Below are 21003 nucleotides of genomic sequence, written 5' to 3' on the forward strand. Positions count from 1 at the left end.
GCCGCGTCGTCGCCGAAGTCGATCGAGATCGCACGAACGTGCACATAGAAAAGCATTAGAACGGGCTCGATAACCACGTAAGTGAATGAGTCTCTCCGAACCGGACCGCGAGCTCGTGGTGGCCGAGCTCGGTCGGGAGCCGACGACCGCCGAGGCCGCGCTGTTCGAGAACCTCTGGAGCGAGCACTGCGCGTACCGCTCCTCGCGGCCGCTGCTGTCGGCGTTCGAGAGCGAGGGCGACCAGGTCGTCGTCGGTCCCGGCGACGACGCGGCCGTCCTCGCACTGCCCGAGCCGGACGCCGCCGACGCCCCCGCGGCCGACCGCGACGACGACGACTACGGCGACCAGTACGTCACCTTCGGCGTCGAGAGCCACAACCACCCCTCCTTCGTCGACCCGTTCGACGGGGCCGCCACGGGGGTCGGCGGCATCGTCCGCGACACCATGTCGATGGGCGCGTACCCGATCGCCTTACTCGACTCGTTATACTTCGGCGGCTTCGACCGCGAGCGCTCGCGGTACCTCTTCGAGGGCGTCGTCGAGGGGATCTCCCACTACGGTAACTGCATCGGCGTCCCCACCGTCGGCGGCAGCGTCGCCTTCCACGGCGGCTACGAGGGGAACCCCCTCGTCAACGTCGCCTGCGTCGGCCTCACGAACGAGGACCGACTCGTGACCGCGACGGCCAAGGAACCCGGCAACAAGCTCGTCCTCGTCGGCAACGCCACCGGCCGCGACGGGCTCGGCGGCGCGTCGTTCGCCTCCGAGGACCTCGCGGAGGACGCGGAGACGGAGGACCGCCCCGCGGTGCAGGTCGGCGACCCCTACGCCGAGAAGCGGCTGATCGAGTGCAACGAGGCGCTCGTGGACGAGGACCTCGTCCTCTCCGCCCGCGACCTCGGCGCGGCCGGGCTCGGCGGCGCCTCCTCCGAGCTCGTCGCGAAGGGCGGGCTCGGCGCCCGCATCGACCTCGACCGCGTCCACCAGCGCGAGCCGAACATGAACGCGACCGAGATCCTGCTCGCCGAGAGCCAGGAGCGGATGTGTTACGAGGTCGCCCCCGACGACGTCGAGCGCGTCGCGGCGCTCGCCGACCGGTTCGACCTCGGCTGCTCGGTCATCGGCGAGGTGACCGACGGGAACTACGTCTGCGAGTTCGCCGGCGACGGTGAGGCGTCCGAGTCCGAGACCGTCGTCGACGTCGACGCCGAGTACCTCGCCGACGGCGCGCCGATGAACGACCTCGCGAGCGAGACCCCCACGCCGGCCGACCGCGACCTCCCCGACCCCGAGCCCGCGCTCGCCGACGCGGTCGAGGCGGTCGTCTCGGCCCCGTCGACCGCGAGCAAGCGCTGGGTGTACCGCCAGTACGACCACGAGGTCGGCGCCCGGACCGCGGTGAAGCCCGGCGACGACGCCGCGATCATGGCGATCCGGGAGACGGCGGCGGACGGCGAGGGGGAAGCCGGTGACGACGCCGCCCCGGCCGACGCCGACGAGCGGGGGGTCGGGCTCGCGCTCTCCTCGGGCGCGAACCCGAACTGGACGTCGGCCGCCCCGTACGAGGGCGCCCGCGCGGTCGCGCTGGAGAACGCGACCAACCTCGCCGCGAAGGGCGCGGTCCCGCTCGCGGCGGTCGACTGCCTCAACGGCGGCAACCCGGAGAAGCCCGACGTGTACGGCGGCTTCGAGGGGATCGTCGACGGGCTCGCAGACGCCTGCGCCGCGCTCGACACCCCGGTCGTCGGCGGGAACGTCTCGCTGTACAACGACAGCGTCGAGGGGCCGATCCCGCCGACGCCGACGCTCGCGCTGATCGGGACGAAGCGCGGCTACGACGCGCCGCCGGCGGCCCTCGACGCCGACCGCGCGGCCGACTCCGAGTTCCTCCTCGTCGGCGCCGGCGGGGACGCCCTCGGCGGCTCCGAGTACCTCGCGCAGGCGGGCGGGACGGACCGGTTCCCGGACCTGCCGGACGCCGACGCCGGTCCCGACGCCGGCGCTCGCGGGCTCGCCGACCTCGTCGCGTCGCTCGCGGCGGTCGCCCGCCACGAGTCGACGCTGGCGACCCACGACGTGAGCGACGGCGGACTCGCGGTCGCGCTCGCCGAACTGGTCACCGACGCGGCCGGCGTCGACGCGACGCTCCCCGACCGGGTCGCGGCGTTCGACGAGACGCCCGGTCGCCTCGTCGTCCAGACGACCGACCCCGAGGGCGTCGCCGAGGCCGCGGGCGACCTCCCCGTCCACCGCCTCGGCGAGGTGACGACGGACGGGACGCTCTCGCTGTCGGTCGGCGACGAGTCGACGGCGCTCGACGCCGACGCGATCCGGGAGCTCCGCGGCGTGATCGAGCGCGAGCTGGCCTGACGACGGGCCGTCGACCCTCCGGCGTCCCCGATTTTCGTCCGGCGAAAGCGAGCGATACGCTTTTAGGCCTTCCTAAAATACGTAGGGGCAACCAGGGGACGCCGGCAGGCTCGGCGCCCGATTCACCGATGGCTCAGACACAATCAGTCGGAACGAAGCGATCGAGCGCGACGGAGAGCGGATCGCCCGCGGACCCGTCGCCCGATCCGGTGTTGTCGCTGTCGGACGTGACCAAGGAGTTCGGGCCGGAGACCGCCGTCGACGGGGTCTCGCTCGACGTCGAGCCCGGCGAGCTCCTCACCTTCCTCGGCCCCTCCGGCTGCGGGAAGACGACGACGCTCCGGACCATCGCCGGACTGGAGGAGCCGACCGAGGGGCAGATCCGGCTCGGCGGCGAGACCGTCGCCGGCGACGGCTCGCTCGTCGCGCCGGAGCAGCGCGACGTCGGCATCGTCTTCCAGAACTTCGCGCTGTTCCCGCACCTCACCGTCCGCGAGAACATCGCCTTCGGGCTCTCCGACGCCGACGAGGCGGCGACCGCGGCGCGCGTCGACGAGCTGCTCGAGCTCGTCGAGATGACCGACCACGGCGAGAAGACGCCCGACCAGCTCTCCGGCGGGCAGAAGCAGCGGGTCGCGCTCGCGCGGTCGCTCGCCCCCGAGCCCGAGGTGCTCCTGCTCGACGAGCCGTTCTCGAACCTCGACGTCCGGCTCCGCGTGGAGATGCGCGAGGAGGTCCGCCGCATCCTGAAGGAGGCCGGCGTCACCGCCGTCTCCGTCACCCACGACCAGGAGGAGGCGCTCTCCATCTCCGACCGCGTCGCCGTCATGAACGAGGGGAAGATCGAGCAGGTCGGCCGCCCCGAGCAGGTGTTCGAGCGCCCCGAGTCGAAGTTCGTCGCCTCCTTCCTCGGGCGGGCGTCGTTCCTCGAGGGCGAGCTCCGCGACGGGAAGGTCGAAACCGGCATCGGCCGGTTCGACGCCGTCACGCTGGAGGGGTACGACACCGTCTACGACGGCGCGCCGGTCGACGTTTTGGTGCGCCCGGACGACCTCCGGGCGACGCCCGCGAGCCCCGAGCTGGCCGACGGCGTCATCGTCTCGCGGCAGTACGTCGGCCCCTCGTTCGTCTACCGGGTGGAGCTGGAGACCGGCGACACGGTCCACTGCCTCCACAACCACGTCGAGGAGTTCGGGCTCGACGAGCCCGTGAGCCTAGAGCTCACCGCCGACCACCCGCTGGCGTGGTACCCGCGGTAAGCGCGTCGCTGGCGGCGGTTCGTCCTATCTGTTAAAACCGGAGCGACCCGTGCTGCTTAGAAGCTGAACAGGAAGGGGAGGACGTACGCGACCAGCAGACCGACGAGGGTGACGGCCGCGCCGATGCCGACCTCGCGGCTGCCGAACTCCTGCATGGGGGCGGTCACGCGCTCGTCCGGGTCGGGTTCGTGAGAGTGGTCGTCCATGTGCGGGGGTCAGTACGGCGGACATATAAGCGCATCTGAACCGGGCGGTGGATGCGACGCCCGATCGCGGAGTTCTCGGCGGGTCCGTCGGGGAGATTTATCAGACCCCGTGTTGACCGACACGTATGACGGGCGTCGAACTCACCGATCGCGGGCTCGTCGTCGACCGCGAGCCGAACCGGCTCGACGAGCTCGCTGTCGGGTTCTCCGAGATCCTCTCTCGGCTCGACATAGACCACGTCTTCGTCGCCGGCTACGTCGCGATCCTCGCCGGCCGGTCGCGGTCGACCGAGGATATCGACGTGTTCATCGAGCGCTGTTCGGTCGAGCGGATCGACGGACTCGTCGCCGAGCTGGAACGCGAGGGGTACTGGGGACCCGCGATGCCGCTCTCCGAGATGCACGGGAACCTCTCCAACGAGACGAACATCTGGGTCGCGCCCGACGGCGAGATGACGCCCCACCTCGAAGTGAAGTTCCCGAGCGACGAGTTCGACGACGCGTCCCTCGCGAACGCGGTGGACGCGCACGTCGGCGGCCACACGGTCCCCATCGGGCCGCTCGAACTCCAGATCGCGTACAAGCTCTCGCTCGGCGGTCGCACCGACCTCGAGGATGCCGCGCACCTCTACACGGTCTTCGGAGAAACGCTTTCCCGCGACCGACTCGAAACGTGGGTCGAACGACTCGACGTCGAGGAGCGCTATGAGCGACTCACGAACGCCTGAGGAGGACTCGGCCGAAGCCGACGACGACCCCGAGCGACCGCCCCGCTACGAGCAGGTGATCCGGTGGGCCGAATATATAAACGAACAGCCGCCAGAGGTGTGGGGACCACAGCAGAACGCGATCGTGAACGGACAGATCGAGAGCGCGCAGGCGGTCGACGTGAGCGCCGAGGACAGAAAGCGAATTCGGGAGTTCGCGGACGAGACGTTGCGGGCGGAAGGTGAGACCGATGAAAAAAATCACAACGAGGAGTAGGTCGACATCCGAACTCAGCCGTAGGGTATCTCGTCGATGTCCGCTTCGTCGGTCGCGACCCCGGAACTGACTCGGCCGCGCCGCGTTCGTTCCTTTTCCTCCTCTGATAGCGGGAGTGACGATGCCATATCGAGGCCTCTCTCACGAGCCGTAATAGTCGTTACTCGAACGACTCCAACTTCCCGACGATCTTCGTGTACACGTCCGGCGCCACGTACCAGCCGTGATCGATCATCGCGTCGATGGCGTCACGGCCCTCCACCGTCAACAGCGCGCCGTCCCTCACGGCGGCGAGAACGACGTACGCGGTCCCTCGCGTCTCGACGTCCTCCACTTCGGCCGCGGAGCGTCCGGCCGACTCGTCCATCGCGGCGACGGCGTCGCGGGCGTCCGCACAGCCGAGCACCGCGGCGTCGCTCAATCCCGGATGTTGCGCGAGCCGCGTCGCGACCGTCGAGTCGTCGGTGTCGACCGCGACGACGTCGACGAGGCCGTCCTCCACGGCGCGCTCGATCCGGCGCGCGTCGTCGTATCCCTGCTCGACACCGGTCGTTACGACTTCTCGGTAGACGGCCTCCGGGACGACTCGCGGCTCGTCCAGCGCCTCGATGACACCGAGCCGGTCCGCCTTCGCGAGGTAGATCAGCGGCGTCGCGTCGAACACCCAGCTCACAGCTCGTCGAGGTCGGCTTCGAGGTGGTCGGCCGAGACCCACGCGTCGTCCGCTCCTTCGACGAGGTCGGCGAACTCCCAGACAGAGACGCCGGCGAGGTCGGCGGCCTTCGCGAGCGACACCTCACCGTTGGCGAATCGTTCGAGCGCGCGCTCGGTGCGCCACTCGTCGAGGCCCTCGGAGAGAAGCTTTCGGACCGCCGTACTCCGGTCGAGGCGTTCCGATTCGAGGTACGCCTCGAGTTCGGCTTCGAGGTCGTCCGGGACGCGAGTGGAGATGGTGGGCACAGCGTATACTATGTGTACGATGTATTCATAGGTTTCGGCGGGATTCGTTCGCTAGTTTGAACCGTTACCGCGGCTTTCGCCTTCGATTGGATTCTGTCCACTCTGGACCCATCCATTCGGGAGGTCAATATCCTCTAAATTAGCGTTCGGATTATACTATGTCTCGTCACACCCCGTGAAACGGACGGCTATCAGTTGACCTTTCGTCATAAAATCGCCCTTCGGACGAGCGCTATCGAAGCTCTGACTTGTTTCCCACAAAAACGGTCCATCGGAAGGTTCCACTCGTCTGTCTCCTTTGTGTGAATAGAGTACCCTAGTGTTGAGTTCAAGATCGCTAGGAGAGACGAAAACACTACCTTCCCCAGCGAACTCGACTGTGAGTGGATCGCACTCGACGATGAACGATCGGGTCTCTCCGAACAGTTCCGCTTGGACACCGTCCCCACGAACCCGAACTGTGACTTCGAACTGCGATTTCCCGGATTCCTCCCCGCAAGTGACCTCTCCTATTATCACTTGGTCACCGTCCCACTGGCCGAACTTTTCCTCCGGGTAAACTGGCTCACCTACAAGCGTAGGTCCATTCCCTTCTATTTCCGTCACTTTAACCTCAGCTTCTTCGATCTCAATTTCTGTATCGTCGCCGAACTGGTTTCGAATTTCAACGAGATTGATCGTCGTATTCGATGAAACTGTCTTCTTAGAAGATCTGTACCGCACGAACGCGTCCTCATCGTCTTCCACGCTCACCTCCACACCGCGCTCGGCCTCCATACTGCTGAACGCGCCGGTTCCGACGCTCATCGCGCCGGAGCTCGCGCCGCCGAGCAACAGGATGAGGTTCCGTCGTTTCATGTGCGGTGGGATCTCACGCTTCGTTCACGCTATCCAACGTGTTCCGACCGTATGGTTATACACTCCCGGAACCGCGGAAGGCACCGCCTGAAACCCCGCGCCTTACGTCAGTTCCGGGGGATCGTCGGGTTCGCCGATCTTCATCTCCGCGGTGTAGTACTTGTGCGCCATCGCGGAGAACGCGAACGCAACGACGATCGCGATCGTCCACGCCATGTCGGGCAGGAGGACGAACGGCCACGCGCCGAGCCACACCGCGCCGGTGAGCGCGACGGCGACCCCCGACAACCCGAGGTAGTAGTCGCTCCAGGGGATCTCCTTCCCCTCGACGACGTCCATATATAAATCGACGTTCTGCAGGGCCGGCGTAGGCTCGACGACGCCCCGGTCCTTGTTGAACTCCACGACCCCCGCCTCGTCCATCTTCGGCAGGTGTGACTGCTGGAGCGCGGTGTAGACGCGCTTGCGCTCGTTGCCCGTGATCTCCGTCGTCTCGATCCCGTTCTCCCAGGCCGCGATCTGCTCCGCCATATCGCCGATCGCGATCCGGTCCTCCTCCTCTCGTTTCAGCAGGTGTACCGCGAACCGCCGACGCTGGTTCGCCAGGACGTCGAACAGCTCGTCCTCGGACACCTCAGTCGTCGGTTCGACCTCTCCCCCGTCGATCTGCTGTGCCGACGCCATTGTCTGTCAGACACATATTCACAAGTCAACATAAATCCCGCGGTTATGATAATCAAGGAAACTTTCTCTCTGTTTATACAGTCATCAGTACGAATACTCTTTATCGGCGTAATATCGTCTAAGGACGCGAAAACACAGGGATCCGAGAGATCGATATCATCTTTCGATCGCCGTAAATTATCACTTTCTGTCAAATCCAAGCGCCCCATCAGAAGCAACGATTGCCGGTTCTGGTGCGTCCTGAACGACCCGCGAACGGATCTCAGACCCGGCCTGAAGCGGTCGGATCGGGGTTCAGGCGAGGGCGGAACCCGTCGGCAATGTCTTCAGTCTCGCCCGGAAGTGTTTCTGGAAATTCATAACGATATGGGATAGGCCTCATGAATGGCGTAGAGCGACCTCGGGTGACGCGGGATGTCCCGCGTCGGCGGGCCGCGGGTCGTGTGCGGACACAACGAGGTTACACAACTATGGCAAACCGACGCAAGTTCATCGCCGGTCTGGGTGCATTGGCTACGGGTAGTGCAGCTGCAATTGGTACGGGTGCGACAAGCCAGATTCGAGCTGAGCGGTCGGTCACTGCGAGCGTGACTGGCGATGGCTCCGCATATCTCGGTCTTGAAGAACGGAGTGAGTACGCCACATACAGCGACGGTGAGCTTACTCTCCAATTCCCCACACTGAACGAGAATGCGAACACGAGATTTGAAAATGTGTTCTGGATCCGGAATAACGGAAATCAGGACCTATCGGTTCAGGCCTACACGCTAGACGATTCGGGGAATTTCGCCGGCTGGACCTCGAGTGACTTCGCGCTGTACTGGTCGCAGAATGAGACTAGCGGTCCGGGAGCTTTCCCCCTCCCGTACGAGGCACTCCACGAAGTGAACAACGTGAGCGATCCAAGTGGGAATGGGCCTTCGAAAGAAATCCCGCGACTGAGCCCTGGTGAAGCTATTGCGGTGCATCCTATGCTCTTCCTCAAGGGCGACGAAGATGCTGGAGACGCCCCGTCCACGATAGACTTCTACGCGACGCACACACCCCTCTAACTCAAAATTTGCATATTCTCGGCTCAATTGAATTTTATTAAAAGTGTGAGAGAGTTCGTATTTTCTACTAATATATAACGACGTATGCCCACCCCTCGCCGCACCCTGACCCTCGCCCTCCTCCTCGTAGCCGCGGGCTCCCTCGCCTTCGCCACGGGTGCGGCGGTGGTCGACGGCCCGGCCGACACCTTCGCGGACGACGACCTCGCGGTACAACCGGCCGACGGGCCGAACGGGCGGTACGCCTACTTAAATAATGACGACGAGATCGCGATCGACGTCTCGGCGTCGAACCCGAACATCCGGGACCCCTCGTTCGAGGGCGTGAACGTCGGGGCGAGCGGAACGATCGACGACGTGTTCACGATCACGTACACGGGCGAGCAGTACGCGAACGTGTGGATCGAGTACGACGGCGACGGCGAGGTCACCTTCGTCGCCGACGGCGAGTCGATAGAGGGCAACGAGAGCAGCGTCACGCTCGCGCCGAACGAGACCGTCACGGTCGGCCTCGCGTTCGACACCCGAGACGCGACCGCCGGGACGCAGTTGGGCGCCGACGAGTTCAGGATCAACGCGACGCTCGCGGAGCCGAAGGACGCGACGGCGAGGGGCGTATCGACCCGGAAGACGGGCGACGACGGCGGCCCGACCACGACGGTCAGGGCGCCGAACGCGACCTACCGGGAGTTCACCGCGAGCGGGATCGACCGCGGGGAGTCGGTCCGGTGGCTCGCGGAGGGGATGCACCTCGACGGCGACAACGTCACGCTGGAGGAGATCGACCTGGCTGGCGTCCGAAACGAGCGCGTCGAGCTGGACGCCGCGGGGAGCCCGGACCCGTTCGCGGACGCGGGGCCGGTGTCGGCGCCGACCACGCCGCGCTCGATGGCGTACCTCGCGCTCGACCACGACTTCGCGCCCGACGCGGTCGACGCGACGACGATCCGGCTCAGCGCGGCCCCGTCCCACCTGAACGCGACCGGGACCGACTCCGAGGACGTGACGCTCTACCGACAAACGGACGCGGGCGCGTGGGAGGAGGTGCCGGTCGAGGTCGTCGACGACGACGCGGTCGAGCTCCTCGGGCTCCCCGAGGACCGGGTCCACTTCCGCGCGACGACCGGGCCGTCTTCGACGTTCGCGGTCGCGGAGCACGCCCCCCGGTACGACGTGACCGAGGCGACGGTCGCGCCAGAGGCGACCGACCCCGGCGAGAACGTGACGGTCCGGACGACCCTGCGGAACGGCGGCGGCGCGGCCGGCGAGCGCACGGTGACGCTGACGGCGAACGGCACCCCGGTCGCGAACGAGACCGTCGCGCTCGACCCGAACGAGACGGCGACGGTGGCGTTCGACGCGACGTTCGAGACCGCCGGCGCGTACGAGCTCGCGGTCGACGGGACGCCGGTCGGCGAGCGCCTCCTCGTCGGCGACCCAGCGAGCGACGACGCGGGGGGATCGGGCGACGAGTCGAACGCCGGTAGCGACGGGTCCGCCACCGTCGCCGGGACCACGGAGGAGCCGTTCGGGATCGATCCGGCGGACCTCGCCGGTCCGCTCGCGCTCGTGGCCATCGTCCTCGCCGCCCTCGCGCTCGTCCGCCGGATGCCGCGATGACCGGTCGGTCGTCGGGGGACGCACTCGTTCGAACCGTCCTCTCGGGCGTCGGGTTCTCAGCGGTGAGACGCGCGCCGACAGGCCTTAACCGCTGGTCTGCGAGGTCCCGTCCGTGACCGCGCCACCGACCGACGAGCGCGACCGCGCCGCCGGCGCCGCGAGCGCCGCCGGCGCCGCCGACCACGCCCTCCGCCGGGAGCTACTCGCGAGCGCCCGGGCCGTCGACCTGCTCGTCCTGCTCGCGGTGCCGGCGGTGCTGGTCGGCGTCTTCTCGCTCCCGGAGGCGACTCGCCGGTCGCTCGCGTTCGCGTACGCGGACCCGACCGTTCCGACCGCGTTCGCCGCGCACTACGTCCACCTCGACGTCGGTCACCTCGCCGGCAACCTCGCGGGGTACTGTCTCCTCGCGGGCGTCGGCTACGCGCTCGCGGTCTTCGGGGGCGCCCGCCGCTTCTTTTTGACCGCGCTGGCGACGTTCCTGCTGGCGTTCCCGCTCGTCCTCTCGGCGCTGAACCTCGCCGTGCCCCGAGACGCGATCGGGTTCGGCTTCTCCGGGATCAACATGGCGCTCGCGGGGCTGCTCCCGCTGCTGCTCGGGACGTACGCCCGCGCGCGCTTCGCGCCGGGGGCCTCGCTCCGCGCGCTGCCCGCGGTCTTCTTCGCGCTCGTCGGCTGGATCGCGCTGCTCGCGCTCCCGGTCTCGGCGACCGGCCCGGGCCTCGCCGGGCTCGCGACCGGCGTCGCCGGCGCGCTCCTCGCCGTCCTCTACGCGTCGAGCGCCGGGATCCCGATCCGCGAGACGGTCCGCGAGGGCGTCCGCACGGTCGCTTCGCGGCCGGGCGAGGGCGACCTGTTCGCCGTCGGCGCGGTCCTGGTCGTCGGCTATCCGGTCGTCGGCTTCCCGGCCGATCCGACCGGCACGGGCAGCGTCGTGAACCTCTACGTCCACCTGCTGGGCTTCTGTCTCGCCTTCATCGGCCCGTTCGCGCTGCTCGCGGTCGGGGTGTTCGAGACGTGACCTCGCGACGCGGGATCCCGGGCCCGCGACCCGACGGGCGGATTCCCGCCACGTCCTGCTCCGAACCCCGAACTTATAACGTGTCGATTACATTCCATGATCGGAGAGCCTCGCCGAACCGCGGCGGAACCGACGATCGAGGCGGAACCGACGCCCGCGACGGAACCAACGCCCGCGGCGGAACCGAGGCCCGCAACGGAACCAACGCCCGCGGCGGAACCGACGCCCGCAGCGCGACGCCCGCGCCAACCCACGACACATGTCACCGAAACGCATCCTCTCGATAACGCTGCAGGTCGCGGTCGTCCTCGTCGTCCTCTCGCTGGTCGTCGGCCAGCTGCTCGGACAGCCGATCCTGCTCAGCTTCGTCGAGACCGGGAGCATGCAGCCCACGCTGGACCCCGGTGACGGGTTCGTGGCGATCCCCGCGCCGCTCGCCGGCGACGTCGGCGTCGGCGACGTGGTGACCTTCGACGCGCAGGAGATAGAGGGGGGCGGGCTGACCACCCACCGCGTCGTCGAGGAGACGGAGCGCGGGTACGTAACGCGGGGCGACAACAACCCCTTCACCGATCAGGACGGGGGCGAGCCCGTGGTGCAGGACGCCGACGTGGTCGCGGTGGCGCTCCAGGTCGGCGGGAGCGTGGTCGTCATCCCCCACCTGGGCACCGTCGCGATGGCGATCCAGTCGGGGCTCGCCTCGGTCCAGACGTGGCTGGCGGTCACCTTCGGGGTCCGGTCGTTCCAGGGAACGCAGGGGTTGGCGTACATCCTCTTCGGGCTCTCGGCGGTCGCGTACGCGGCCGACTGGTACCTGACTCGAAACGCGCGCGAGACCCGCGAACGCGACCGCTCCCGCGACGACGGCACCTCCGTGTTCCTGATCGTCGCCGTGCTCGCGCTGGTGCTGATGGCGACCGCGACCGCGGCGATGGTCGTCCCGGCCGGCACGCAGGAGTACGGCGTCGTGAGCGCCGAGTTCGAGTCCGAGAACCCCACCGTCATCGAGCGCGGCACGAGCCAGGAGCTGGAGTACGTCGTCCCCAACTCCGGACTGGTGCCGGTGTACGCGTACGTCACCCCGGCGAGCCCCGGCGTCGAGGTCGAGCCACAGCGGCTCAGCGTCGAGAGCCGGGGCGAGGCGTCGACCACCGTGACGCTCACCGCCCCGCCGGAGACCGGCTACTACCGGCTGTTCGTCGCCGAGCACCGGTATCTCGCGGTGCTCCCGCGCGGCGTGATCGACGAGCTGTACGGCGTCCACCCGTGGGCGCCGATCGTCGCGATCGACGGCCTGCTCGGCGGCACCATCGCCGGGATCGGGCTCGTCCTGCTGCGCGGCGAGCCCGCGCGGATACGCTCCCGTGAATCGCGCGAGAAACCCCCGCTGTATCGCCGCCTCCTCCGCCAGATCTACAGGTGACCGAATGAGCTCCTCATCCCCAGACGAGAACCGACTCCGGCTCCGCGCGGTGTTAGACGCACAGTTCGCCGTGATCGTCGCGGTCTTGCTGATCGCGGCCGCCGTCGGCGGCGCGCTCGTCTACACGACCCACGTCGATCCCGGCACCGAGACCCGCGAGCGGACCGTCTCCTCGTTCACTGTCGAGACGGCGTACAACCACTCCGCCGAGGTGACCGAGCCGAACTCGGTGTTCCAGATCGGGACCGTCCTCGACGACCGTACCACGTACTTCACGCGGATCGCTCCCGAACTCGATGTCGCCGTCGAGACGACGTACGCGGCCGCGTCCGCGTCGGACGTCGACGTCCGGTTCGACTCCGTCCTCGTCATCCGCAACGTCGGCGAGGACGGGAACGTCGTCTACTGGAGCGAGCGGGAGCCCCTGGCGTCGGAGACGGTCTCGGACGTGGACCCCGGGGGGACCGCGACGGCGTCGTTCGCGCTCAACAGCTCCGCGGTCGACGCGACCGCGGCCGAGATCGAGGAGGAGCTCGGCGCGTCGCCCGGGGAGACGGAGACGTTCGTCGTCACCGACGTGGCGGTCGAGGGAACGATCAACGGCGAGCCGACCTCGTACGCCCGGACGGTCCGGCTCGGAATCGACCACGGCGGCGACACCTACACCGTCTCCGACCCCGGCGTCCGGTCGGACACCTCGGACCGCACGGAGACGGTGACCGTCGATCAGAGCTACGGCCCCCTCCGGTCCATCGGCGGGCCGCTCCTGTTCGTGGTCGGCCTCGCCGGAGCCGGCGCGCTGGTGTACGCCCGAAGGGAGCGCGAGTTCGCGCTCACGCCCGCCGAGCGCGACTACCTCTCGTACAGGGACGACCGGTCCGAGTTCGCGGAGTGGATCACGACGTTCCGACTCCCGGCGTCCGTCCACGAGCGCCCCGAGGCGGAGGCGGAGAGCCTGCGCGACCTCGTTGACTTCGCCATCGACAACGACACCGGCGTCGTGGAGGACCCCGAGACGGGCGCGTACCACGCCGTGGCCGGCGATTTCGTCTACACCTACCGGCCGCCGTCTCCGCCGTCGGTCGACGCACTCTCCGAAGGGGAGGACGGCGACGCGCCCGCGGTCGACGACCTCACGGCCGCCGACGGAGCGGTGGGCGCCGAAGACGTCGACGCGCGCGACGGTGACGGTGCCGACGTCGATGTCGACGGCGACGGTACAGGCGCCGAGGCGACGAGGACGGACGCGGCGGGGGACGACGACGCCGGGAGCGACGACGCAAACCGGGAGTGACGCGCTCGTCGACGCGGCGACGCCCCGCGCGTCGAGGGGTCAGACGAATTCGGGACCGTCGACGTCGACTCCTTCCGCCTCCCGCCAGGAGTGCGCCGGCTCCCAGCCGAGCACCCGCTTCGCCTTCCCGAGGTCGAAGGCGGTCTCGTCGCCGTCGAGGTCGCAGTCGTCGGGGAGGTCGCCGTGGACCGCCTCGATCGCGGCGGCCGTGTCGCGCCCGACGAAGTTCTCCGCCGCGGTGACGAGCACGGCCTCGTGACCCGCGACCGGCGGTTCCGGAGCGGCCGGGTCGATCGCGGCCTCGACCGCGGCGATCAGGTCGCGGACGTCGACGTAGCTCCAGAAGTTACCGCTCGGCTCGGCGGTCGCGGGGTCGAACCCCTCCCGCGCCGCGCGGGTCTCGTAGGCCCCGGGGTAGTTCACCCACGAGGCGCGCAGCGAGACGGCGGAGACGCCGTACCGCCGGGCGACCCGCGCCGCGATCTCCTCGCCGACGACCTTCGAGAGGCCGTACGGGTCCTCCGGCTCGGTCGGCGTCTCCTCGTCGATCGGGAACGCGTCGGGGAGCCAGTGCTCCTCGGCGAAGGCGTGACCGTAGCAGCTCTCGCTCGACGCCCACGCGATCCGCGCGCCGGCCGCGCCCGCGGCGTCGAGGACGTTGTAGGTGCTGACGACGTTGTTCTCGAAGACGCGCGAGCCGGCGTGGTGGTCCGGGTTCGGGATCGCGGCGAGGTGGACGACGGCGTCCGGGTCGGCGGCCTCGACCAGCTGTTTCGTCTCGCCGTAGTCGGTCAGGTCGGCCGCCTTGAACGCGGCGTTCTCGCGGGTGCCCGACGGGAGCCGTCGGTCGACGCCCACGACCTCGTGGCCGGCCTCGGCGAAGTGGTCCACCGTCCAGCTCCCGACGCCGCCGCAGCTCCCCGTGACGAGGATGGTTGCCATCTCCGGGGGTTCCGGGATCGGCGCACGTAGCTCCGGCGATCGGTCGCCGACCGGTCGGGGAAGGTAACCTACTTGAGTGCGCGCGGGCAATCACCGGTCGCAGTCCCGTGGTGTAGTGGCCAATCATAATGGCCTTTGGAGGGAATCCGTCGGCGTCCGCGGTTGAGACGCGATCGCCGTCCGTCTCGCCGGAGACGGCCGTCGGATGCCTGAAGTCAGCCATTGACGGCGGTTCGAATCCGCCCGGGACTATTCTCCGAACGAAGTGAGGACGAATAGTCGCAATACGGATTCGAATCCGAGAACGGAGCGAAGCGGAGTGACCGTGGTTCGATATCCGCCCGGGACTATTCTGCCGCGAGCAATATCCCGATCGGGAAGCGCGCCGCCTCGGGTCTCGTTCGACCGCCGCCACCGCATCAGGCACAGGAGTTTTAGCGGAGGCATCAGATGGTGAGGTAGAGGCCGACGAGCCGGTGGCCGGCGGCGACACCTCGGCCGATAAGCCCCTTACTGATGGCACCGGACCTGACAATCGTAACGACCGCCGTCGCGCTCCCCTTCGTTGCAGCAGCCCTCTCGCCGCTTCTGTATCGCGTCCTCGGCGAACGGACCGGCTACGCGGGCGCCGCCGTGGCGGCGGCCAGTTTCGGACTGCTGGCGACGGGGATCGGCAGCTACGGTACCGTCGGGGTGCCGTGGGTCCCCGCGCTCGACATCGGGGCCCAGTTCACCGTGGACGGGTGGGGGCTCCTCTTCGCGCTCCTCGCCAGCGGCATCGGCGTCCTCGTGTTCGTCTACTCGGCCGCGTACATGCACGGCGAAGAGGGGTTAGCGCGCTACTACGCGGCGCTGTTGGCGTTCATGGGTTCGATACTCGGCGTCGCGCTCGCCTCCGACCTCGTGTTCGTCTTCCTGTTCTGGGAGCTGACCAGCCTCTGCTCGTTCGTGCTCATCGGTCACCACACCGACGACGACGAGTCGCGCTACTCGGCGCGGATGGCGATGGTCGTCACCGTGGGCGGCGGCCTGTGCCTGCTCGCGGGGGTGCTGATGCTCGCGGCGGCGGCGCGGGGCGCCCTCGGCGGCGTGACCTTCGACCTGACGGCGATGATCGCGAACGACGAGGCGATGCGCGCGGCCCTCCGCGAGTCGGGGCTGTTCGTCCCGGCGCTGGGGCTGATCGTCGTCGCCGCCGCCGCCAAGTCGGCGCAGGTGCCGCTCCACTTCTGGCTGCCGAACGCCATGGTCGCGCCGACGCCCGTCTCCGCGTTCCTCCACTCCGCGACGATGGTGAAGGTGGGCGTCTACTTCCTCGGCCGCGTGCGCCCCCTCCTGATGAGTCCCGAATGGGTGTCGCTCGTCGCGACCCTGGGCCTCCTGACCATGACCGTCGGAGCGCTGCTGGCCGTCGCCGCGACCGACACGAAGGAGCTGCTCGCCTACTCGACGGCGAGCCACCTCGGGCTGATGGTCGCGGGCTTCGGCTTCGATATCGTCTACGGCGGCGAGGCCGGCGCCTTTCACCTCCTCAACCACGCGCTGTTCAAGGCGCCGCTGTTCCTCGTTGCAGGGATCGTCGTTCACGAGGCCGGGACCCGAAATCTCGACGACCTCGGCGGACTCTGGCGGGAGCTCCCGGTGACGGCCGCCGTCACCGCGGTCGCCGCGTTGAGCATGGCCGGCATCCCGCCGTTCAACGGCTTCTACTCCAAGGAACTGCTGTTCGAGGCGGCGTACGAAGTCGCCCACGAGGCCGGCGGCATCGCGTGGCTGTATCCAGTCGTGGCGACGCTCGCGAGCGTGTTGACCGTCGTCTACTCGATAAAGTTCCTCGCGCTGTTCTTCGGCGAGCGGCGGGCCCCGGTCGCGGACGTCCACCGACCGCCGATCGCGATGGTCGCACCCCCGGCCGTGCTGGCCGTCGCGGCGGTCGTCGTCAGCCTCGCGCCGCAGTTGGCGGTCGACGGTATCGTCCAGGGCGCCGTCGAGGCCACCGCCACCGGCGAGGCCCAGCTCGAGGTCGGACTGCCGACGCACCTCTCGCCGCCGGTCGCGATGTCCGCCGTCGCCGTCATCGGCGGGTTCGCCGCGTACCCGCTTCGAGAGCGTCTCGCGGCGGGAATCAACCGCGGCGTCGACGCGCCGATTCCGGTTCGACCCAGCGGGTGGTACGACCGGATCGTCTCGACGGCCGCGCCGACGAGCGCTCGGTTCGGCTCGGCGGTCCACGACGGCCTCCTCCGGACGTACGTGGGGTGGGTGGCGGCGGCCGGGAGCCTGTTCGCGCTCGCCGGCTTCGCCGCGGCGGGAGCGTCCCTCGGGGCCGGCGGGGTCGGCGGGGTCCGCGTTCCGCTGGCTGTCGCCGTCGTGCTGGGCGTCGCGACCCTCGCCGGCGTGGCCGTGGCGACCGCGTCGTCGCACGTGTCCGGCGTGCTCACGCTGTCGATCCTCGGGTTCATGCTCGCCATCTTCTTCATCCTCGCGAGCGCGCCGGACCTGGCGCTCACGCAGCTGGTCGTCGAGACGCTCGTCCTCCTCGTCTTCCTGCTCGTCCTCCAGCGGCTGCCGTCGTTTTACTCGGACGTCCGCCCGCTCGCCATCGCTCGCGACGCGGCCGTGTCGATCCTCGTGGGCGCGACGGCGTTCGTCTCGGTACTCCTGACGATACCCGGTCCCGACGCCGAGCCGACGAGCGTCGCCACGTACTACACGGAGCAGGCGATTCCGGGCGGCGGCGGCTCGAACGTCGTCAACGTCATCCTCGTGGACTTCCGGGCGTTCGACACGCTGGGCGAACTACTGGTCGTCACGATCGCCGCGATCGCCATCCTCGTGCTCGTGACGATGCGGACCCGCGGTGAGACGGTGACCGAGGGCGACGAGGAAGCGGTCCTCGACGGAGGTGAGTCGCCGTGACGACGACGATCATGCGGACGACGGCCCGGGTGACCGTCCCCATCGTGCTCGTCGTCTCCATCTCGCTGTTCTTACAGGGCCACAACCTGCCCGGCGGCGGCTTCATCGGCGGCGTCCTCACCGCGGCGGCGTTCGTGCTGATATACGTCGCCCACGACCTCGACTACCTGGAGTCTGGGGTGCTCGGCCGGGAGGTCGAGGCCGGCACCAGCGTCTTCGAACACCGCACCGTCACCGCCTACCGCCGCACGTTGCTCGCGGGCCTGGTGATCGTGCTCGGCAGCGGATTCGCGGGGCTCCTCGTCGGCGACCCGTTCCTGACTCAGGGGTACGTCCACCTCGAAGGCGTCCCGATCTACCACGAGGTCGAACTCGCGAGCGCGCTCGCGTTCGACCTGGGCGTGTACCTCGTCGTCGTCGGCAGCCTCCTGACTATCGTCTCGGTGGTGAGCGCGGAATGAGGCGGCGCGAAACGATTCCGTCCGGCCGACGCGGGGGCGGTGAGCGATGAGCGTCGCCCTCGCGGTCGCGGTCGGCGGGCTGTTCGCCGTCGGGACGTTCCTGCTGTTACAACGGGACCTGGTTCGGGTCGTGTTGGGCGTCGCCGTCGTCTCCCAGGCGACGTTCGTCTACCTGATCGCGATGGGGGGCATCGACGAGGGTACCGGGGACCTCGTGCCCGTCCTCGAGGTCCACGGCGGCGGCGTCCCCGAAGTCGCCGACCCGGTGGTACAGGCGCTCGTCCTGACGGCGATCGTCATCAGCCTCGGAACGACCGCGCTGGCGCTCGTGCTGTCGTACCGCGCGTACGAGGAGAACGAGAGTATGGACGTCACGGAGTGGAAGCCATGAGCCGGTTCGTGATCGCGCCGCTACTAGCCGCGGTAACCACCGCCGTGCTGACGCTCGCGCTCGGTCGGCGGCCCCGGATACAGCGCGCGACGAGCGTGGCCGGCGCCGTCGCCTACGTCGGGACCGTGTCCGCCGCCGTCTGGGCGGTGGTCCTCGGGCCGGCGGCGCCCGGCGCGGCCGCGTATCAGGTGGGCGGCTGGCCCGCCCCCTTCGGGATCACGCTCGTTCTGGACGGGCTGTCGGCGTTCATGCTGACGATCGCCGCGGGCGTCGGCGCCGCGTCGATACTGTTCTCGCTCCGGTACGTGACCGCCGAGAACCAGCGCGTGTACTACCATCCGCTGTTCCACATGCTCCTCGTGGGCGCGACCGGCGCGTTCCTCACCGGCGACCTGTTCAACCTCTTCGTCTGGTTCGAGGTGATGCTGATCGTCAGTTACGTCTTCGTCGCCTTCTACGGCACCGACCACGCCACCGCGGCGTCGTTCCGGTACCTGGTGATGAACGTGTTCGGAAGCGCGCTCATGCTCGTCGCCGTCGGCGGCCTGTACGCCACCACGGGGACGCTCAACATGGCCGACATGGCCCGACGACTGGCGGCTCCCGACGCGTACGGCATCGATCCCGCGCCCGTCGTCGGGCTGTCGGCCCTGTTGCTCGCGGTGTTCGCGCTGAAGGCCGGGCTCGTCCCCTTCCAGTTCTGGGTGCCCGCCGCCTACACCGCCGCCCCGGCGCCGATCACCGCGATGTTCGCCGGCGTCACGAAGAAGGTCGGGATCTACGCGATCGTTCGCCTCTACTTCACGGTCCTCGCCGCCGCGTCGGTCCCCGTCGACGCGCCGGGCCTCACCGCCGCGTCACCCCTCGGCTTCCTCGCCCCGGTGCTGGGGGCGATGGGGGTTGCGAGCATCGTCGTCGGCGGGTTCGGCGCCGTCGGCCGGGACCGGCTCGGGGCCGTGTTCGCGTACTCGAGCATCGGGCAGGTCGGCTTCATCGCCGTGCCCGTCGCCATCGCCGCCGCGGCGCCTCCCGCGGGGACGCTCCGCGGGGTCGCCATCGCCGCCGCGCTCGTGTTCGCGCTCCACCACGCGCTCGCGAAGGGACTGCTCTTCCTCTCGGCGGCCGCCGTCGAGGACGCGACGAAAACGGACCGCCTGGCGGACCTCGGCGGCTTCGCCGGCCACTCGCCGGTGCTCTCGGGGGCCGTCTTCGTCGGCCTCCTCTCGCTGATCGGCCTCCCGCCGCTGACCGGGTTCTTCGGGAAGCTCCTCGCGTTCGACGCGGCGGTCCGGGGAGTCGCGTCCGCTCCCGGCCCGTCGTCGGCGCTCGCGCTGGTCGCGTTGCTCCTCGGTGCCGTGCTCACGATCCTGTACGCGACGCGGGTGTGGGTCGGCGGCTTCTGGGGGCGCGAGACGACGGCGGTCGAGGTCGCGACCGTCGAGTCGGGTCAGGTCGCCGTCCTCGTCGCGCTCGCCGCGGCCGTCGTTCTCGTCGGCGTGGGGTTCGACCCGATCTACCGGTTCGCGGAGACGGCCGCGGCCGCCGCGCTCGACTCCGAGGGGTACGTCGACGTCGTGGGGCTGAGCGGGGGTGACGGCGCGTGACCCGCACCTGGCCGGTCGCCGGGTTCCTGTTCGGCGTCATCTGGGTGTTCGTCCAGGGACCGCCGCTCGGGCCCGAACCGCTCGTCGGGTCGCTGCTGATCGGCCTCGCGGTCGGCTTCCCCACGGCCTTCGTCTTTCGGCGTCTGTACGGGGAGACCGTCGACCTCCCCCGGTCGATCCGCGCGGTCCCGTACGCGCTGTGGTACGTGCTGACGTTCGTTCGGGAGGCGATCGTCGCCAGCCTCGACGTCACGTACCGCGTGCTCGCGCCCTCCAGACCGACCGACTCCGAGGTGATCCTCATCCCGTTGCGCGTACAGACCGACCTCGGCGTGACCACCATCGCCAACAGCATCACGATGACCCCCGGATCGCTCACGCTCAACTACGACCCCGAGGAGAACGCGCTGTACGTCCACGTGATCGACGGGAGCGATCCGGAGGACGTCGTCGACCCGATCCGCGACTGGGAGAGCTACGCGCTCGTCATCTTCGACGAGGAGCTCTCGCCGAGCGACCCCGCGCCGGACTTCGCCGTCTACCCGCCCGACCGAACGCATCCCGCGCTCAAGCAGGCGGCTCCGGAAGCGGGGGAGGAGACGGCGACCGATCGGCCGACCGAGGAGGCCACGGGAGGTGACGGAGATGGCCGCTGAGGGGTCGCTGGTGGCGGTCATCGACGCCGCGATCGTCCTCGTGGCGCTGCTGAACCTGCTGTGCGGCTACCGCGCGGTCCGAGGGCCGACGGTCCCCGACCGCGTGGTCGCGCTGGACGCGATCGCGACGAACGTCGTCGCGATCGCCGTCCTGTTCGCCATCAAGACCGGTCGGGGCCTCTTCGTGATCGTCAGCCTCGTGCTCGCGATCATCGCGTTCCTCTCGACGGTCGCGGTTGCCAAGTTCATCACCGAGGGCGACATCATCGTTACGAACGAGTGACAACTATGAATTACCGAC

Annotated in this window: 21 protein-coding genes and 1 tRNA gene; 16 read left to right on the forward strand and 6 right to left on the reverse strand. The window is 69.0% G+C overall.

All coding sequences use genetic code 11. The annotated features are described in order from the left end of the window. The first annotated feature begins 85 nt into the window (after positions 1–85). The gene (gene purL, locus DJ75_RS13390; protein ID WP_094524950.1) at positions 86–2371 is read left to right on the forward strand and encodes a phosphoribosylformylglycinamidine synthase subunit PurL; all 2286 of its coding nucleotides are present in this window, start codon (positions 86–88) and stop codon (positions 2369–2371) included. Between the two features lie 128 nt (positions 2372–2499). Next, positions 2500–3630, forward strand: a complete 1131-nt coding sequence (locus tag DJ75_RS13395; RefSeq protein WP_094524951.1) for an ABC transporter ATP-binding protein — start codon at positions 2500–2502, stop codon at positions 3628–3630. A gap of 56 nt (positions 3631–3686) precedes the next feature. Here DJ75_RS13395 and DJ75_RS18715 read toward each other — a convergent pair whose 3' ends face one another. Beyond that, a complete protein-coding gene (locus DJ75_RS18715) occupies positions 3687–3836 on the reverse strand; it encodes a hypothetical protein (RefSeq protein ID WP_170938252.1) in 150 nt (49 codons plus the stop codon). A 125-nt stretch (positions 3837–3961) separates the two neighbouring features. Between DJ75_RS18715 and DJ75_RS13400 the strand changes: the two genes are divergently transcribed. Both DJ75_RS13400 and DJ75_RS13405 read left to right on the forward strand, forming a co-directional pair. Beyond that, positions 3962–4564: a hypothetical protein gene (locus DJ75_RS13400; protein ID WP_094524952.1), complete on the forward strand. Its 603-nt coding sequence runs from the start codon at positions 3962–3964 to the stop codon at positions 4562–4564. Beyond that, a complete protein-coding gene (locus DJ75_RS13405; RefSeq protein WP_094524953.1) occupies positions 4542–4820 on the forward strand; it encodes a hypothetical protein in 279 nt (92 codons plus the stop codon). The genes DJ75_RS13400 and DJ75_RS13405 overlap by 23 nt, the downstream gene beginning before the upstream one ends. A gap of 160 nt (positions 4821–4980) precedes the next feature. Here DJ75_RS13405 and DJ75_RS13410 read toward each other — a convergent pair whose 3' ends face one another. From DJ75_RS13410 to DJ75_RS13425, 4 genes are all read right to left on the reverse strand, one after another. Continuing rightward, positions 4981–5493, reverse strand: coding sequence for a DUF3368 domain-containing protein (locus DJ75_RS13410; protein WP_094524954.1), 513 nt, complete (start codon positions 5491–5493; stop codon positions 4981–4983). Continuing rightward, a complete protein-coding gene (locus tag DJ75_RS13415; RefSeq protein WP_094524955.1) occupies positions 5490–5780 on the reverse strand; it encodes a UPF0175 family protein in 291 nt (96 codons plus the stop codon). The genes DJ75_RS13410 and DJ75_RS13415 overlap by 4 nt, the downstream gene beginning before the upstream one ends. Before the next feature lie 156 nt (positions 5781–5936). Then, the gene (locus DJ75_RS18720) at positions 5937–6638 is read right to left on the reverse strand and encodes a hypothetical protein (protein WP_176451457.1); all 702 of its coding nucleotides are present in this window, start codon (positions 6636–6638) and stop codon (positions 5937–5939) included. A 102-nt stretch (positions 6639–6740) separates the two neighbouring features. Continuing rightward, a complete protein-coding gene (locus DJ75_RS13425; protein ID WP_094524956.1) occupies positions 6741–7322 on the reverse strand; it encodes a hypothetical protein in 582 nt (193 codons plus the stop codon). A gap of 470 nt (positions 7323–7792) precedes the next feature. Here DJ75_RS13425 and DJ75_RS13430 point away from each other — a divergent pair, with 470 nt between their 5' ends. The 5 genes from DJ75_RS13430 to DJ75_RS13455 all read left to right on the forward strand — a co-directional run bounded on the left by DJ75_RS13430 (position 7793) and on the right by DJ75_RS13455 (position 13729). Continuing rightward, complete coding sequence (locus tag DJ75_RS13430) at positions 7793–8374, forward strand: hypothetical protein (protein ID WP_094524957.1); 582 nt, start codon at positions 7793–7795, stop codon at positions 8372–8374. 84 nt (positions 8375–8458) lie between these two features. Beyond that, a complete protein-coding gene (locus DJ75_RS13435; protein ID WP_094524958.1) occupies positions 8459–9994 on the forward strand; it encodes a CARDB domain-containing protein in 1536 nt (511 codons plus the stop codon). Between the two features lie 112 nt (positions 9995–10106). Further along, the gene (locus tag DJ75_RS13440) at positions 10107–11012 is read left to right on the forward strand and encodes a hypothetical protein (protein WP_254921989.1); all 906 of its coding nucleotides are present in this window, start codon (positions 10107–10109) and stop codon (positions 11010–11012) included. Positions 11013–11271: 259 nt separating this feature from the next. Then, a complete protein-coding gene (locus tag DJ75_RS13450; RefSeq protein ID WP_094524960.1) occupies positions 11272–12435 on the forward strand; it encodes a signal peptidase I in 1164 nt (387 codons plus the stop codon). Positions 12436–12439: 4 nt separating this feature from the next. Further along, positions 12440–13729 carry a DUF5305 domain-containing protein gene (locus DJ75_RS13455; protein ID WP_094524961.1) on the forward strand — a complete coding sequence of 430 codons (1290 nt, stop codon included), beginning with the start codon at positions 12440–12442 and terminating at the stop codon, positions 13727–13729. Between the two features lie 39 nt (positions 13730–13768). Here DJ75_RS13455 and DJ75_RS13460 read toward each other — a convergent pair whose 3' ends face one another. Further along, the gene (locus tag DJ75_RS13460; RefSeq protein ID WP_094524962.1) at positions 13769–14671 is read right to left on the reverse strand and encodes an NAD(P)-dependent oxidoreductase; all 903 of its coding nucleotides are present in this window, start codon (positions 14669–14671) and stop codon (positions 13769–13771) included. 101 nt (positions 14672–14772) lie between these two features. Here DJ75_RS13460 and DJ75_RS18725 point away from each other — a divergent pair. From DJ75_RS18725 to DJ75_RS13490, 7 genes are all read left to right on the forward strand, one after another. Beyond that, positions 14773–14923, forward strand: a tRNA-Gln gene (locus tag DJ75_RS18725). Between the two features lie 264 nt (positions 14924–15187). Next, entirely contained in the window at positions 15188–17590 is a 2403-nt protein-coding gene (gene mbhE / locus DJ75_RS19295) for a hydrogen gas-evolving membrane-bound hydrogenase subunit E (protein WP_094524963.1), read from the forward strand. Then, positions 17587–18051 carry an MnhB domain-containing protein gene (locus tag DJ75_RS13470; RefSeq protein ID WP_094524964.1) on the forward strand — a complete coding sequence of 155 codons (465 nt, stop codon included), beginning with the start codon at positions 17587–17589 and terminating at the stop codon, positions 18049–18051. Before mbhE ends, DJ75_RS13470 begins: the two co-directional genes overlap by 4 nt. A 46-nt stretch (positions 18052–18097) precedes the next feature. After that, positions 18098–18442, forward strand: a complete 345-nt coding sequence (locus DJ75_RS13475) for a sodium:proton antiporter (RefSeq protein ID WP_094524965.1) — start codon at positions 18098–18100, stop codon at positions 18440–18442. Next, positions 18439–20046 carry a complex I subunit 5 family protein gene (locus tag DJ75_RS13480; protein WP_094524966.1) on the forward strand — a complete coding sequence of 536 codons (1608 nt, stop codon included), beginning with the start codon at positions 18439–18441 and terminating at the stop codon, positions 20044–20046. Before DJ75_RS13475 ends, DJ75_RS13480 begins: the two co-directional genes overlap by 4 nt. After that, the gene (locus DJ75_RS13485) at positions 20043–20702 is read left to right on the forward strand and encodes a Na+/H+ antiporter subunit E (protein WP_094524967.1); all 660 of its coding nucleotides are present in this window, start codon (positions 20043–20045) and stop codon (positions 20700–20702) included. Before DJ75_RS13480 ends, DJ75_RS13485 begins: the two co-directional genes overlap by 4 nt. Continuing rightward, entirely contained in the window at positions 20692–20985 is a 294-nt protein-coding gene (locus DJ75_RS13490; RefSeq protein ID WP_094524968.1) for a monovalent cation/H+ antiporter complex subunit F, read from the forward strand. Before DJ75_RS13485 ends, DJ75_RS13490 begins: the two co-directional genes overlap by 11 nt. The last annotated feature ends 18 nt before the right edge of the window (positions 20986–21003 follow it).

The organism is Halorubrum sp. Eb13, assembly GCF_002252895.1.
Classification (GTDB): Archaea; Halobacteriota; Halobacteria; order Halobacteriales; family Haloferacaceae; genus Halorubrum.